The sequence below is a fragment of the Streptococcus gordonii genome, from assembly GCF_001553855.1.
GTDB lineage: Bacteria > Bacillota > Bacilli > Lactobacillales > Streptococcaceae > Streptococcus > Streptococcus gordonii.
This window is the reverse complement of sequence record NZ_LQWV01000012.1, coordinates 56,138-70,984: the sequence shown is the minus strand read 5'-3', so window position 1 is coordinate 70,984 and position 14,847 is coordinate 56,138. Positions and strand designations below refer to the sequence as shown.

The following is a 14,847-nucleotide window of genomic DNA, read 5'->3' as shown; positions in this document are numbered from 1 at the left end:
TAGGCCGGGATAGATATCCCTGCCTATTTTTTATTTAGCAATTGCATGATAAGTGGTTGTGCTAGTAAACTCATGGCCAGCCCTAACAATGACCTGGTCTTTCTGATGGCTATGTATAGCATCAGGAAGAGCCTGCATTTCAAGAGCTACTCCATTGTGCTGTTTCATTGTCTGACCAGCAAAGCGAATTCCTTCATCAACACAATTTGCGGTATAAACTACCAAACATGGTGCTTCTGTCTTAAAGGTCAAGAAACGCCCAGATTCCTGATGATAGAGGAAGCCTGCCGTTTCATGTCCTGGTTTTAGTGCAAAAGGATGATCTAGGCCTGACACCAATCGAACCTGCTCATCCTTTTCAGCAAAGAGGTCCTTCAGGAGCATCGCTTGCTGCAGATGCTTTACAAAATTACTTGTTTCTGTCTCTTTAGCTGGTACTCCATCCGCCGCAATTGGATAAACCCCCAAGCTATCTACCTGAAAGACATGGTCATCAATGGTCTGAGCAAAATCAGCTGAAAGATTAAAATAGCTATGGTTGGTTGGATTGATAAGGGTATCTCGGTCAGTTTGCACCTGATAAGAAATTTCCAGCTCCCCTTTTTCAGAAAGTGTATAAGAAATCCAAACCTTGAGATGACCTGGAAAACCTCCAGTCCCATCTGCTCTTTCTGTAAAAAGGACTAGGCCTTCGTCAGTGACTTCTTCCACTTGAAAAACAGCACTGTCCCAACCAGTCGATCCACTGTGATTGCAGTTTTGACCATTGTTGGCTTCCAGTTGATAGGTTTCTCCACCCAATTCAAAACTTGCTCCGGCAATTCGACCAGCTACAGGTCCTATACTTGCTCCATGTTTAGGGCTATTGCCAATATAATCTTCAAATTGATCAAATCCTAAAATAACATTAGCAAACTGGCCTTTTTTATCTGGTGTTTGGTATTCCAGGATCGTCGCTCCATAGTTCATAACACTGAGACGGTAGCCCAGATCATTTTCAAAGGTGAAGCGAAGAATGCTTTGCCCTTGAAACTCTCCAAATAGATCTTTTTGATACGATTTCATAATAACTCCTTGTGATGAAAATGTAAAAGAGGGAAATCAGAATCTTCTTTAGCAATTCCTATCCCATACTTCTTTTACTATAACACAGTACCCATCCTAAAAACACCTACTTATTAAAGAGTTTCTTCTACTTTATCAAACCAGCTATGGGCACTTTTCGAAAGAATCTTGTTTGCTTAAATCCTATTGAGTAGAGCCAAGCACTACAACTAATCCTCTTTTTTCCTATTTAGCAAAAGGATGAATAACGACTCCCTGCACAACACGGTTAACTGTACCAGTTGGCGAAGGTGTATCTGGTCGATTTTTAACTTTCAAAGAAGTAAGCAAAGCAAACAGTTGACCATAGATGATATAAGGGAAGGTCCGATAGACATCATCCAATAACTTACTTGGCATTTCAACTTCTTCTACTTGTACCAATCCTTCTGCCTTGTCTGTCAGCAAAATAACCTTGCGGGCAATCTCATCCCCAGCAACTTCTCTGACTAAATCTAGATCGTATTGCTTGGTATATGAATCTGTTGATCCAAAAACCAGGACAATTGTCTGCTCATTGACCAAGGACTTTGGTCCATGTCGAAAGCCGACTGGACTTTCATACATTGTGGCCACTTGGCCGGCCGTCAATTCTAGAATCTTCAATTGAGCCTCATGGGCTAGACCAAAGAAGGGACCTGCTCCCAGGTAGATAACGCGATTGAAGTCTAGATTTACCAAATCCTGAATCTCATCAACTCGGTTTAAGGTTTGCTGACTTAAGGCAATCAAAGACGCAACTTTTTCCTCTTTTACTGCAAGTTCGGATTTATCAAAGACCAGTAATGCCGTTAGCATCATAGAAGTGAAGCTTGATGTCATAGCAAAACCAGCATCGTTAGATGGAGACGGTTGGAGCAAGAGCAGGTTTCTCTCGTCTCCATGAGCCTGCTGGGCTAATTTCCCTTCTGCTGCACAGGTAATTGTTACCTGATAAAGCTCATCTACCAACTGTTTAGCTAAATCGACTGTTGCTACACTCTCAGGAGAATTACCACTACGGGCAAAGGAAACCAAGACTGTCGGAACATCCTTACGCAAATGAGTCAAAGGATTGGCTACAATATCCGTTGTCGCAACCGAGTTGAAATTCCATTTTTGCTCATCGTAAATACTTCTGAGATAGGGAATCAAAGTATCCCCCACATAGGCTGAAGTACCCGCCCCGGTAAAGATAACCTTGACATAGTCGTATTTACCATCAATCGAGTCTATGAAATCCTCAATTTCAGTTTGGTGAGCTCTATAAGCATCAAAGGCTGCCTGCCAAACTTGTGGTTGTTGGTGGATTTCGCGCGTGGTGATTTCAGCTCCTAAGTCTACTAATTGCTCTCTTGAATAATTAAGCATTTTCTTTTTTGTTTCCTTTCTATTTTATTCGAATGTTTTCAAACATTTATTCTTAAAAAAGAGGAGAGGAAAAGCTCCCTCTCCCCTCATTTGTAGTCTATAAAACCCTAAATAGTGACTGGTGTCTACAAGACTTTTTTCGACACCTGCCTACTCGTCTTCATCATCGTCAGCAAGTCCTGCTAAGAGGTCGTTGACTTTAACAATGCTTTCGGCCGCTTTTTCTTGATAGTTGCTGTCGGCGCCGATCAAGGAAGAATTGATAAACTCAATCACCATTGGTAAATTCATACCAGCATAGAGTTCAATTTCTTTACCTTCCATAATCAAGCGACTAACAACATTACATGGTGTGCCTCCCAAAAGATCTGCAAATACCAGATAGTCATCAAAATCTTTGATAGTATCTAAAAATTTTGCCAAAAAATCGTCTGGTCCTTCTTCTGGAAGCAAGGCAACACTATGGATGGACTCTTGTGGGCCCATTATCATCTCTGTACTGTGTTTTAACTCTTCACAGAAACGACCGTGGCTAATTAATACTAATTGCTTACTCATAAATTACTCCATTACGCCATTCCAAAGAAGAAATGACCGAATGCTGAGAAAGCAACTGCTGCAAGAATGATGAGCAAGATAGCTTTTGTAGAGTTCATACCCTTACGTCCAAGCAACCAGAAGATTACACCTGTGATGATAGCTGGAACCAAACGTGGGAAGATCAAGTTAAGCATGTCTTGGATATCGATAGCTTTGTCCCCGATGTGTGGCATCCATGATACATCGACATTGATCATAGACGCGATCAAGGCACCGACCATGAAGATACCAAGTACAGAAGCAGCTTCGATCAAAGCTGTCAAGGTACTTTGCATGTTGTTGATTAAGTTGGTACCTTCTTTATAAGCAAATTCCAACTGTTTCCAACGGAAGATATCATAGGCTACTGCTACCGCGATCCAAAGGAAAATCCCCCATGGTTGACCTTGTGACGCGATTGTTGCTGCGATAGATCCCATAATAGCTGGAACCAAAGATCCAAAGATTGAGTCTCCAAGAGGGGCAAATGGTCCCATGAGACCTGTCTTGATACCATTGACCGCATCTTTTGATTTGACGCCATCCTTTTCTTCCAAAGCAAGGTCAAAACCAGTAATAATAGTGTGGAAGAATGGTGAAGTATTGAAGAATTGCGTATGCAATTTCATCATTTCTTTCAATTCTGGAGTGCCATCACCGTACATTTTACGTAACTGAGGCAAGAGCATATAAAGGTAACCAGAAGCCTGCATCCGTTCGTAGTTCCAACCCAATTGGAAGGTGAAAAGGCTACGTTTGTTGATTTGTTTGAAATCCTCTTTAGTGAGTTTGTAGTTCTTAGAATTCGTCATCTTCAATTTCCCCGCTTTCTACATTGCTTGCTGGAGCAGCTACAACCGTACGTTGGTTGTTTTTAAAGTGTTGCACTGCAAGGAAGATACCAATGATGGCAACCCCGATCATAGATACAGATTTGAAGTTGTTTGTGAAGGCAACCATTTGTTCTTTTGGAAGTTTTGCAAAAGCATCTGTTCCAAGCATTGCTGAAACGGCAGTACCAACACTTTGAACGTTGCTGTAGAGCACTGTTAACATTGCTGTCAAGCCAAAACCAAGAGCAAGATAGTGAAGGTGACGTTTCACAGGCAAGTAGTGAAGCAAGATGGCGAATCCAAGACCTGGAAGCATACGTCCTGCAAGGGTCAAACCATTCGCAATCCATTTATATTGTTCAACAAAGTCTACAATAGATTGAACAAAAGCACCACCAAAAGCAAGAGCTAAGAAGACTGGAAGGGCACGAGAGAGAGCCCAAGGAAGAGCACCAAGGAGATAGTTGCGTTCAATTCCTTTATAGTCAAAGCGTTCGATTGCAGCATCAATACGGTGTGCAAAGGCAGTTGTACTCATCCGACCAAGGATATCCGCATAAGTCAAAAAACCTGCTACTGGAACGGCAATAGTTGAAATCGCAATTTCTGGTTTGATACCTTGTGCTACTGAGAAGGCAGTTGCAAGAACGGCACCAGAAGTCGCGTCAATACGAGAAGCTCCACCGAAAGTACCAACACCGAGTACTGTCAATTGAAGAGAAGCTCCGATAACGAGACCTGTCCCTAAATCTCCCATGACAAGTCCTGTAATGAAACCAGCAAAGACTGGTGAGCCTGCTGATGAAACGATCGTCAACTCATCGCAGATTTGATAAGCTGAGTACAGAGTGAGTAGTAAAATTTGCCACCATTGTATCATGACAAAGACCTCCTAAAAATTTTTCCTTATTTTAACAAATTCATAAAATCCGCAACCGGATCATTTGGAACCATCTGAGCTGTCAGCTTCACTCCTTTTTCATGCAGTTTGTGGAAAGCTTCCACATCTGCATCAACCACATTGATGGAGCGAGTAATTGGACGAGTTTCATCTGACTGAGACATATTTCCAACATTCAGTGTTTCTAGTGGCACACCAGCCTCTACCAAACGAAGGAAACGATCTGGTTTACGAGCGACGATAAAGAGTCGTTGTGAGTCATATTTACCAGCTAAGATGTTTTCTGCTGCTTTAGCGATTGGCAAAATGCTAAGCTTTACTCCAGGTGGCGTTGCCAACTTGAGTCCGCTCTTTTCAATATCATTTTGTGCCACTTCGTCATCAATTACCATGATGCGTGTCACATTAAGCTTAGTAGTCCAAAGATTGGCTACTTGTCCATGAATCAGACGTCCGTCGATTCGATTCCCTACGATTGTCATAAATTTTCCCCCTTTATATTTTTAAATGTAGGTTGGTTAACAAGATGAATGGAATCTTTAAATTCCCCTTCCGTCTCAAAAATAATGATACGGTTTGCTCCTTCCTGCAGGAGACCATGAGGAATATAAAGAGATAAGGTTGGCCCGACATTCCAGAAACGCCCAATATTGACTCCATTGACAAAAGCGACGCCTTTCCCAAAGTCTGTCAAATCAAGATAGGTATCTTTAAGCGCTTTCATTTCTAGGTTAAAATCAAAGGCATAGAAAGCTGGATGCCCCGGGTACCATTCTTTTGAAAAGTCAATCTTTTCAGGTTGATCTAAAGTAAGGCAGTAATGTTGCCAATCTAGCATGAAGTGTAGGTCCTTGCAGATCCCTGTTCGGATTCCTTTTCTTTGAGTATCTGCCAAGAGTTTATGGCCGTAGTTGACTCGACCCATATTTTCTAGGAGGATGTCAATACTATGCTTCGTTTTGACCTGTCTATCGACAAAGATATCTGCACCAATTTCAGTTTGATATTGGGTAGCAATATGTTCTTGGTCAATAAAAAGTTGCATCCGATCGCGACCGTCAATAATACGAATCTTTTCTTGATCTGCATCCCAGTCAGCTTCTGTATGATAGAGTAGATAACCGTAGTTCTGTCCTAGTTCCTCCATCTTTTTAGGATAGAGACTTTGAACAGGCTCTGCCAAATCCGCCAAAGTTTCAAACAAACTAACCTTGTCGCTCAAGGAAATATTTTTTTGTTCAAAGCTGCCTTTCACCAGAGGTTCCATTTGTGGGAATTCTGGGTAATAAGTCTTTAACATCTTTTGAACTGCAAAATACTTAGGTGTTGGATTTCCAGCTTCATTTAGCAAGGCATCGTAGTCATAGGAAGTGACTTGCGGGAGATCAATTGTTCCACGCGCTGAACAACCATTCATGAAACCAAAGTTGGTTCCCCCATGAAACATATAAAGATTTATCGAACCTTGCTTGAGAACCTCATGGACAGCTTCTGCCAACTCTTCAGGATCCCTTGTAATAATAGGTTCCTTCCAACGATTAAACCAGCCGTCCCAAAATTCCATACACATGAGTGGCCACTTCTTGTCGTGCTCTTGGAAAAATTCTTTCATCGAAGCAAAATTTTCATCTGCTCGAGAGCCAAAGTTTCCAGTAACCAACAAATCCTCATCAATCAGTGTGCCTGCCTCTAAAGTTGCTCGCCAGGGTCCATCTGAGGTAAAGAGTGGACAGGTTACGCCTCGCTCTATCATTAGGTCTCTGACAGCTCTGAGATAAGCTTTATCCTCACCATAGGAACCATACTCATTTTCAACCTGCATCATGAGAATATTGCCACCCCGATCCAATAATCTAGGTGTTAAGTGAGGAAGTAATTCATCGTAGTAAGCTGCTACAGCCTCAATAAATCTGGGATCAGATGAACGAATCCTCATGTCTTCTGTCAAAAGCCAAGCTGGTAAGCCACCAAACTCCCACTCCGCACAGATGAAAGGCGACGGTCGAACAATAGCGTAAAGTCCTAAGTCTTGAGCTATCTGCAAAAACCTTTCTAAATCCAATTGTCCTTGAAAATTGAATCGCCCCTTCTCGGGCTCATGTACATTCCAAGGAACATAAGTCTCAACCGTATTAAATCCTAAAGCTTTTAAGTTGTAAAGCGAATGATGCCAGTCATCCGGATGCACTCGGAAGTAGTGGATTGCACCCGATAAAATCTTAAATGGCTTCTGATCTAGTAGAAAATTATCAGACACTTCAAATCTTTCCAAACGCCCACCCTCTTTCAAAGAAAACTCTTTCATTAATTAATATAATAATATTTTGAAAAAAAGTCAATAGATTTGAACTATTTTTTAGAAAATATGGTAAAATTCTAGTAAGAGGGAATAGAAGTGAGGTGAAATAACAATGGCAATCCCTAAATACCAATACATAAAAGATGAACTAAAACAAAAAATCATTTCTGGTCAATTCGAAAATGGCGATAAGTTTTACACTGAGGCTGAATTGATACAGATGTATGATGTTAGTTCTCTCACTGTCGTCAGAGCACTAAACGATCTTGCCAATGATGGATATATTATCCGCCAGCAAGGAAAAGGCACCTTCGTATCTAGAGCCCGTAAGCATAAACTAGTCGAATTTTCTGATGTAGAGGTTTTTCCATCCCAAAGTGACCATGTCACTGTCTTATCCATTGAGCGTGGAAACGATGGAGCCATTCTAGACAAACTCGGTCTAAAGAGCAACCAATTCTATTATAGGATCGAACGGGTCAGAGAAACCAATGGTGTGACCTATATCTATCAGCAATCCTATATCCCAGAACAATATGTAAATGCGAACTATCCAAACTTAGAGTACTATAGTTCTATTTATGGTCGCTTCAAAGCAGATTATCATATTCATATGAACGATGAACCCTTTGAAGAAATCAACGAAATTGTTTTCCCAACACCTAAGCATGTAGCTGAAAAACTAGGAATCGATCCTCAATTTCCTTCTGTACATCAAGTGAAAACTACTCAGCTTGAAAGTACTGGACAAATCCTGGAATATGTTGAGAGTTACAAACGCGGAGACTTTTATAAGATTAAGTTTATCGCCTCTGATAAAAGTCGTTAATAGTAGTAAAAAACGAACTTTATCAAGCATTTACACCCTTTTATAAAAGCGCTTTCATTGATGTTTATATTATATCGTGTTTTACCTAAAATGAAAAGTTATTTTGTTAGATACCTTTAATTTGTTTGCTAAAATATATAATATGAACACTTATTTAAACAAAAAGCTATCGATTAACTGAATCGATAGCTTTTTTGGTTTTTGTTTTATGGAAAGTATGTTGACTCACTTTAGTCAAACAAACAAATTTTCTGACCAACTAAGCCATTTCTTCCTTTACCCGGAGTCTTTAAAAGGATAAACTCAAAGAAATTGGACAGAGCGATCATTAATGTCTAAAATGTCTCACTCCAGTAAAGACCATGGTCAAGCCATATTTATCAGCAGCTTCGATAGACTCTTGGTCACGAACCGAGCCACCAGGCTGGATGATAGCCTTAATTCCCGCTTTGGCGATTTCTTCCACGTTATCGGCAAATGGGAAGAAGGCATCGGAAGCAAGTACAGCACCGTCAAGGCGGTCTTTGGCTTGGTCAATGGCAATACGGACTGAAGCCACACGGTTAGTCTGACCTGGGCCAACACCAAGTGTCATGTGGTCGTTGGTTACTATGATCCCGTTTGATTTGACGTACTTGATAGCCTTCCAAGCAAACTCAAGAGCTGTCGCTTCTGTCTCGGTTGGCTGGCGTTTAGTCACCACTTGCCAGTCAGCTGGACTTTCTTTGACAACGTCTTGGTTTTGCACAAGAAGTCCACCAACCACACCTGTGTATTCTGCTTCCACTTCACTGGCCTCTTGAGCGTCAAATGGCAAGGCAAGAAGGCGCAAGTTTTTCTTTTTATTGGTCAAAATGGCTAGCGCTTCATCCGTATAGCTCGGTGCGATGATGATTTCAAGGAAAACACCGTGCATCTTCTCAGCTGTCGCAGCATCCACCTCACGGTTAAGGACGACAATTCCACCAAAGATAGACACCGGGTCAGACTCATAAGCGTAGTCCCAAGCAGTCTCGATGTCATCTGCTTGACCGATTCCACATGGATTCATATGTTTCAAAGCCACAACGGTTGGACGGTCTTTGAAATCACGAATGATACGAATGGCCGCATCAGCGTCGCGGATATTGTTAAAGGACAATTCCTTACCATTGAGCTGTTTCGCTGATGCAATCGAGTAGTCAGTTGGCAAGGCTTTTTGGTAGAAGTCCGCATCCTGCTGAGGATTTTCCCCATAGCGCATAGCTTGCTTGAGGTCATAAGTCAAGGTCAATTTTTCAGGCTTGCTTTCTCCGACTTGAGCTGTGAAATATTCCGCAATCAAGGCATCATAAGCCGCAGTATGACGGAAAACCTTAGCCGCCAAGCGTTGGCGAGTTTCGTAAGTCGTTTCACCATTGGCTGACAACTCGTCCAAAACCACTGCATAGTCAGTAGGATCCACCACAACTGTTACGCTGGCATGGTTTTTAGCTGCTGAACGAAGCATGGATGGCCCACCGATATCGATGTTTTCAACGGCATCTGCGTATGTCACATCTGGCTTAAGAATGGTTTCCTTAAATGGGTAAAGATTTACCACCACAAGGTCAATGAGCTCAATCTTGTTGTCCTTAGCCGCCTCTAAATGGCTATCGAGATCACGACGAGCGAGGAGCCCACCGTGGATATTCGGGTGCAGGGTCTTGACACGACCATCCATCATTTCTGGGAAACCAGTCACATCATCGATGGCAATAGTCTCTACCCCAGCACTATCGAGGGCATCCTTTGTCCCACCTGTCGAGATGATCTCCCAACCGAGTTTTTGGAGTTCTTGGGCAAATTCAACAATGCCTGCTTTGTCTGAGACGCTGATTAAGGCGCGTTTAGTCATTTTCTTTCCTTTCCTTGTATCTTTCACATCATTTAAACTAAAGACTGGCGATCATAGTCTGTAATCTGATTCCCAAGTTCTTGCAATAATCTTCTTACCTCAAGCTTACTTGTTTCACTTTCATACACGCTTCGCAGTTCTGCATCTGTCGCACCAATCAGGGTTACAAATTCTACTTTTCCATGCGGAGTATCTAGGGGCTTAGCTAGATTATCGCGAGCAGTCAGAAAACCTGTCAACTTTGATTTTTGATGGGCATCAATTCCTACCGTTTGCTTGGTATAAATGTATTCTTCTGGTAAAACAACTTTACCCGTTTTAAAAATATATCTTGCCACATATTGCAATAAACCGCAGCCATTTTTGATTTCTTCTTCGTCATTATCTGATTTCTTCAACTTAAAAGTCAATTCAATCCCATAACCACTGTATTCTGGATCTGAGCTTTCCTTTGTATATAATTCTGACAAGCCATAGCCAACAAAATGCCAAAATTCTCCCGCATCATAAACACTGATACCATCAAGAGGATCTGGACCACCAAACATATATTTAATAAGTGTTCCATAATGCCGGGGATTGGGCTGATCAGGATAGAGACGGTCAAACTCTGCATCAATGGCTTCCCATCCTGGAGCGCTATCATCTGTATTATCAGATTGAATAACAGTCTTGTCTCCATCTTCAATCGGCGTTTCTTCACTAGAAGGTTTCTTCTTAAAAAAATCAAATAGACCCATAAATTCTCCTTAGCTAATACCCTTACTTATGGTTTACGAACATGTCTTTACCTTCTCCCCACTCCTAAACTCTCCAACACTTGAGGGTAGAGTTGATACTCGGTGGCATGAATGCGAGCTTCAAAACTCTCGATGGTATCATCAGCTAGCCTTGGCACACGGACTTGTTTGATGACCTTGCCTGTATCCACTCCGGAATCCACCCAGTGAATGGTCACGCCGCTCTCAGCAACACCAGCATTCCAAGCGTCCTCAATCCCATGAGCTCCTGGAAATTCGGGTAGGTAGGCTGGATGAATGTTGATAATCCGACCTTCATAAGCTGCCAATAAGGTAGGCCCGACGATTTTCATGTAGCCGGCGAGGCAAACCAAGTCAATCTGGTGTTCTTCCAAGAGTTCGACAAGAGCTGCTTCGTAGTCTGCCTTGTTCTCAAACTCCTTGAGTTCAAAAGCATAGGACAGAACGCCAAGCTTGTCTGCCCGCTCGAGCACATAGGCATCTCGATGGTCTGAAAAGACAAACTCCACCGGAAACTCTTCAGCAATCACCTGAAAATTTGAGCCATTACCAGAGGCAAAAACCGCTATTTTTTTCATTTGATGATGACACTTTCGTTTTCTTTCTTGACGATGCGACCAATTTCATAGACTGGTTCATCCAACAATTCTTTGACACGACCTACATTTTCAGGGCTAACTGCTAGCATGAGTCCCACACCCATATTGAAGATTTCAAACATTTCCTCGTGCTTGATTTCACCGTATTTTTCAAGAGCTTTGAAAATCGGAAGCACTGGAACTTTGTTTTCCTCAATCTCAGCAGCCAAGTCAGCAGCAAACATACGAGGGACATTCTCAATAAAGCCACCACCTGTGATATGGGCAATACCGTTGACCAAGCCTTCCTTGATGAGGGGTAAGACAGCCTTGACATAGATACGAGTTGGCTCAAGAAGGACTTCTTTGAGTTTCTTGCCTTCCAATTCTGGCAAGACTTCCTCACCTGTGTAGTCGGCAAAAACACGACGCACGAGTGAGTAACCATTTGAGTGAATACCACTCGAAGCAAGCCCGAGAAGGACATCCCCTTCTGCCACCTTTGAACCATCAATGATTTGAGATTTTTCAGCCACACCGACTGCAAAACCAGCCAGATCGTAGTCATCTGCGCCATACATACCAGGCATTTCAGCCGTTTCCCCACCAATGAGAGCAGCGCCTGCCTGCACACAACCTTCTGCCACACCAGCAACGACTTGTTCTAGTTTAGCTGGTTCATTCTTCCCTGTCGCCACATAGTCAAGGAAGTAAAGAGGCTCCGCACCTGCAGCGATGATATCATTGACACACATGGCTACACAGTCCTGCCCAATCGTGTCATGCTTGTCGTACTTGATAGCCAGCATGAGCTTGGTTCCGACACCGTCAGTCCCTGAAATCAAGACCGGCTCTTTGACACCTGTTTTTGAAAGGTCAAACATACCACCGAAACCACCAAGAGCTCCCATAACACCTGCGCGTTCCGTACGAGCCACATGTTTTTTGATTCGTTCAACTACTTCATAACCCGCTTCAACATCCACACCTGATTGAGCGTATGCATTCTTAGACATAATCTTTCTCCTTTTGCTTTTCATTCCAAGTTTCAATGAATACCTTTTCAAATTCATCTATTTGTTGAAGATTTTCTAATAGAAAGTCAATGAGTGTTTGAGTTGCTTCAGATAACAACAAGTTTTCATCTGAAGCATCAAAATTTAGAAATTTATTAGAAGTATTAAAACCATCTTTACTATACTTATTAACTGTCAGAAGTTTAAATTTCTGAGACTGTAAATCTGTTAAATTTTTTTTACATATTGACAAATAAACAACTGCCTGAAAATTACTATATGTTATCTCATAAAAATAGGATGAACCGGTAGACCATTCAGTATTCTCCTCTTTAACAACATTGTCAATAAAATCATCTAATCGTCTTGTTCTAAAACGTAAATAAGTTTTTGAACAATATTTTTCATCAAAAATTAAATTTCCCTGTTCATTTAGATAATTTAAAACACCGACTAATTTTTCACGAAGCATCTGCGTATCAGGTCTGTTTTCAAAAATAAGATCTAAAACTTCTTTATATTTAAAATAAATTTCAGCACTTAACTCTTTCAACTCTATATCATTCAAAATATTTCTCCTAATATTATCATTGTACTCTTTAAGAATGTAAGAAACTTTCTCATTATCAATCTCATCCACATACAATTCTTCTAGTATATCTGAAATATCTTGATATGAAAGTAAACTCCAAAATTGCCTTTCCTCAACATCAGCATCTATCGGTGCATCTCCATTTGGTGTCAGATAAATATAAATATTACGATAACCAGCGTAAGAATTTTCGATAAATTTTCGATATTTTCTCAACTGATTGTCATGGTCGGAGGTGAAAGTTTTATTTTCAATAACTAAATTTATTCGATGTTCTTTACTTGTATACAGAACATCAATATTATTTTTACTTTCTCTATATACTTCTGCTTTTGAGAAATCTTTCAATATTATTTCAGTTGGTTTAATTGTTGCAAAAGATAGATTGTTATCAAACACTTTCATCAATATTTTTTTGAAAAACTTATCTTCCAATTTATGACTTTCTCTAGGATCAAGCAACCAAGCTAATACTCGACTATGACGAATTTCAGCACTAGATATCCCCAATATTTCAAAAATATTAACTCCCGTTAACCATCTTGAAAAATCTTTTTCCGAATCTTTTTCAAGGTACAGCAGAAACTCAGTAATTTTATTTTCTATTTTCACCACTAACCCTTTTCTAATAGAAAGAAGTTTTTTCCCCTAAGCTTCTACGATATTCTTCTTCATAGTCGTAGAGAGGAGTTGGGTAGTCACCGTCAAAGTAAGCGACACAGAGACCACCATTCGGTGCATCTGTTTCAATCCCGATAGAGTTAATCAAACCATCAATCGAAAGATAGGTCAGGCTATCCGCACCAATAATTTGGCAGGTTTCTTCAACTGTATGATTGGCAGCGATTAGTTCCTGACGAGTCTGGATATCAATCCCATAGAAACATGGATAAGCTAGCGCAGGACTTCCAATAGCAACGTGAACCTCGGACGCCCCCGCTTCTTTCAAAAGCTGAACGATGCGACGAGAAGTTGTCCCCCGAACAATGGAATCATCAATCATAACCACACGTTTGCCTTTGACAACGCCTGAAACAGCTGACAATTTCATCCGCACCCCTTGCTCCCGCAATTCTTGAGTCGGTTGGATAAAGGTGCGTTGGGTGTATTGGTTTTTGATCAGACCCATTTCGTTTGGAAGACCTGATTCTTCCGCAAAGCCCATGGCTGCGCTTAGTGAAGAATTCGGAACACCAACTACGATATCCGCCTCGTGTTTGAATTCACGCGCTAATTGGGCCCCCATTCTCTTGCGGGCTGTATGGACGTTAACACCATGGATATTGGAGTCAGGACGAGCAAAGTAGATATACTCCATAGAACAGATTGCTAACTGGGTATCATTCGTATAACTATCATACTGGATGCCACTGTCATCAATGATAACAATCTCTCCTGGCTTCACATCGCGAATCCACTCAGCACCGATGACTTCAAAGGCACAAGTTTCAGAAGAAACGACCACCGCTCCGTTGGACATCTTCCCGATAGAAAGCGGACGGAAGCCATTAGGATCAAGCGCCACAATCAACTTGTCCTCAAACAGCAGGATATAAGCAAATCCACCTTTGACAAGGCTGAGCGCCTCCTTGATTTTACCCATGAGACTAGGATTGTGACTACGGCGAATCAGGTGAGCCAAGATTTCAGAATCAGAGGTTGAGCTGAAAATAGCGCCTCTTTGTTCCAATTCTTTCTTAAGAGATTCAGCATTAGTTAGATTCCCGTTATGAGCCAATCCAAACTGCATATCATGAAAACGAAAAATGAAAGGCTGGATATTATCCGCAGAAGCTTCTCCTGCAGTCGCATAACGAACATGCCCAATCGCACTCGTTCCAGTCAGTTTATCCAAATTAGCTGGATTTCTGAACACTTCTGATAAAAGCCCCATATCACGATGACGCTTTAGTTGCCCCTGGTCATTGGAAAGGATTCCTGCCCCTTCCTGACCGCGGTGCTGAAGACTATGGAGCCCAAAATAGGTCAATTTAGCCGCATCTGGATGTCCCCAAATACCGAAAACACCACATTCTTCATTAAGTGACTTTACTTCGTATGTCATTTTTTTACCTAAATTCTTTTATCCTGAAAAGGGAGAAAACCTGATCTGACAGACCAAGTAGACT

At 41.5% G+C, this 14,847-nt stretch carries 14 protein-coding genes; 1 reads left to right on the top strand and 13 read right to left on the bottom strand.

The window, feature by feature from the left end:
- Positions 1 to 30: 30 nt before the first annotated feature.
- The 7 genes from AWH02_RS03410 to AWH02_RS03380 form a co-directional block, all read right to left on the bottom strand.
- Entirely contained in the window at positions 31 to 1,065 is a 1,035-nt protein-coding gene (locus tag AWH02_RS03410) for an aldose epimerase family protein (RefSeq protein ID WP_060553268.1), read from the bottom strand.
- Positions 1,066 to 1,290: 225 nt separating this feature from the next.
- Positions 1,291 to 2,454 (bottom strand): SIS domain-containing protein, encoded by a 1,164-nt coding sequence (locus AWH02_RS03405; RefSeq protein WP_060553269.1) that lies wholly within the window; start codon positions 2,452 to 2,454, stop codon positions 1,291 to 1,293.
- A 150-nt stretch (positions 2,455 to 2,604) separates the two neighbouring features.
- Complete coding sequence (locus AWH02_RS03400; protein ID WP_008808082.1) at positions 2,605 to 3,012, bottom strand: PTS sugar transporter subunit IIA; 408 nt, start codon at positions 3,010 to 3,012, stop codon at positions 2,605 to 2,607.
- A gap of 11 nt (positions 3,013 to 3,023) precedes the next feature.
- Positions 3,024 to 3,845, bottom strand: a complete 822-nt coding sequence (locus AWH02_RS03395) for a PTS system mannose/fructose/sorbose family transporter subunit IID (protein ID WP_045505049.1) — start codon at positions 3,843 to 3,845, stop codon at positions 3,024 to 3,026.
- Positions 3,832 to 4,746: a PTS mannose/fructose/sorbose/N-acetylgalactosamine transporter subunit IIC gene (locus AWH02_RS03390; RefSeq protein WP_060553270.1), complete on the bottom strand. Its 915-nt coding sequence runs from the start codon at positions 4,744 to 4,746 to the stop codon at positions 3,832 to 3,834. Before AWH02_RS03390 ends, AWH02_RS03395 begins: the two co-directional genes overlap by 14 nt.
- Before the next feature lie 26 nt (positions 4,747 to 4,772).
- Positions 4,773 to 5,249, bottom strand: coding sequence for a PTS system mannose/fructose/N-acetylgalactosamine-transporter subunit IIB (locus AWH02_RS03385; protein ID WP_008808079.1), 477 nt, complete (start codon positions 5,247 to 5,249; stop codon positions 4,773 to 4,775).
- Complete coding sequence (locus AWH02_RS03380) at positions 5,246 to 7,072, bottom strand: glycoside hydrolase family 35 protein (RefSeq protein WP_081041920.1); 1,827 nt, start codon at positions 7,070 to 7,072, stop codon at positions 5,246 to 5,248. Before AWH02_RS03380 ends, AWH02_RS03385 begins: the two co-directional genes overlap by 4 nt.
- Positions 7,073 to 7,178: 106 nt before the next feature.
- On the opposite strand from AWH02_RS03380, the gene AWH02_RS03375 reads away from it, so the two are divergent.
- Positions 7,179 to 7,895: a GntR family transcriptional regulator gene (locus AWH02_RS03375; RefSeq protein WP_060954903.1), complete on the top strand. Its 717-nt coding sequence runs from the start codon at positions 7,179 to 7,181 to the stop codon at positions 7,893 to 7,895.
- A 328-nt stretch (positions 7,896 to 8,223) separates the two neighbouring features.
- On the opposite strand, the gene purH is transcribed toward AWH02_RS03375, so the two are convergent.
- From purH to purF, 6 genes are read right to left on the bottom strand one after another with little or no spacing between them, the layout of a single operon-like run.
- A complete protein-coding gene (gene purH, locus AWH02_RS03370) occupies positions 8,224 to 9,771 on the bottom strand; it encodes a bifunctional phosphoribosylaminoimidazolecarboxamide formyltransferase/IMP cyclohydrolase (RefSeq protein WP_060553271.1) in 1,548 nt (515 codons plus the stop codon).
- A 32-nt stretch (positions 9,772 to 9,803) separates the two neighbouring features.
- Positions 9,804 to 10,511 carry a suppressor of fused domain protein gene (locus AWH02_RS03365; RefSeq protein ID WP_060553272.1) on the bottom strand — a complete coding sequence of 236 codons (708 nt, stop codon included), beginning with the start codon at positions 10,509 to 10,511 and terminating at the stop codon, positions 9,804 to 9,806.
- Positions 10,512 to 10,558: 47 nt separating this feature from the next.
- A complete protein-coding gene (purN, locus tag AWH02_RS03360; protein ID WP_060553273.1) occupies positions 10,559 to 11,110 on the bottom strand; it encodes a phosphoribosylglycinamide formyltransferase in 552 nt (183 codons plus the stop codon).
- Complete coding sequence (gene purM / locus AWH02_RS03355) at positions 11,107 to 12,129, bottom strand: phosphoribosylformylglycinamidine cyclo-ligase (protein WP_111705916.1); 1,023 nt, start codon at positions 12,127 to 12,129, stop codon at positions 11,107 to 11,109. Before purM ends, purN begins: the two co-directional genes overlap by 4 nt.
- Positions 12,119 to 13,333: a PDDEXK-like family protein gene (locus tag AWH02_RS03350; protein ID WP_060553275.1), complete on the bottom strand. Its 1,215-nt coding sequence runs from the start codon at positions 13,331 to 13,333 to the stop codon at positions 12,119 to 12,121. Before AWH02_RS03350 ends, purM begins: the two co-directional genes overlap by 11 nt.
- Positions 13,334 to 13,343: 10 nt before the next feature.
- Complete coding sequence (gene purF, locus AWH02_RS03345) at positions 13,344 to 14,783, bottom strand: amidophosphoribosyltransferase (RefSeq protein WP_060553276.1); 1,440 nt, start codon at positions 14,781 to 14,783, stop codon at positions 13,344 to 13,346.
- Between the last annotated feature and the right edge of the window lie 64 nt (positions 14,784 to 14,847).

Coding starts and splice junctions, on each gene's coding strand:
- AWH02_RS03410 (WP_060553268.1), bottom strand. CDS start 1,065: ATGAAATCGTATCAAAAAGATCTATTTGGAGAGTTTCAAGGGCAAAGC.
- AWH02_RS03405 (WP_060553269.1), bottom strand. CDS start 2,454: ATGCTTAATTATTCAAGAGAGCAATTAGTAGACTTAGGAGCTGAAATC.
- AWH02_RS03400 (WP_008808082.1), bottom strand. CDS start 3,012: ATGAGTAAGCAATTAGTATTAATTAGCCACGGTCGTTTCTGTGAAGAG.
- AWH02_RS03395 (WP_045505049.1), bottom strand. CDS start 3,845: ATGACGAATTCTAAGAACTACAAACTCACTAAAGAGGATTTCAAACAA.
- AWH02_RS03390 (WP_060553270.1), bottom strand. CDS start 4,746: ATGATACAATGGTGGCAAATTTTACTACTCACTCTGTACTCAGCTTAT.
- AWH02_RS03385 (WP_008808079.1), bottom strand. CDS start 5,249: ATGACAATCGTAGGGAATCGAATCGACGGACGTCTGATTCATGGACAA.
- AWH02_RS03380 (WP_081041920.1), bottom strand. CDS start 7,072: ATGAAAGAGTTTTCTTTGAAAGAGGGTGGGCGTTTGGAAAGATTTGAA.
- AWH02_RS03375 (WP_060954903.1), top strand. CDS start 7,179: ATGGCAATCCCTAAATACCAATACATAAAAGATGAACTAAAACAAAAA.
- purH (WP_060553271.1), bottom strand. CDS start 9,771: ATGACTAAACGCGCCTTAATCAGCGTCTCAGACAAAGCAGGCATTGTT.
- AWH02_RS03365 (WP_060553272.1), bottom strand. CDS start 10,511: ATGGGTCTATTTGATTTTTTTAAGAAGAAACCTTCTAGTGAAGAAACG.
- purN (WP_060553273.1), bottom strand. CDS start 11,110: ATGAAAAAAATAGCGGTTTTTGCCTCTGGTAATGGCTCAAATTTTCAG.
- purF (WP_060553276.1), bottom strand. CDS start 14,783: ATGACATACGAAGTAAAGTCACTTAATGAAGAATGTGGTGTTTTCGGT.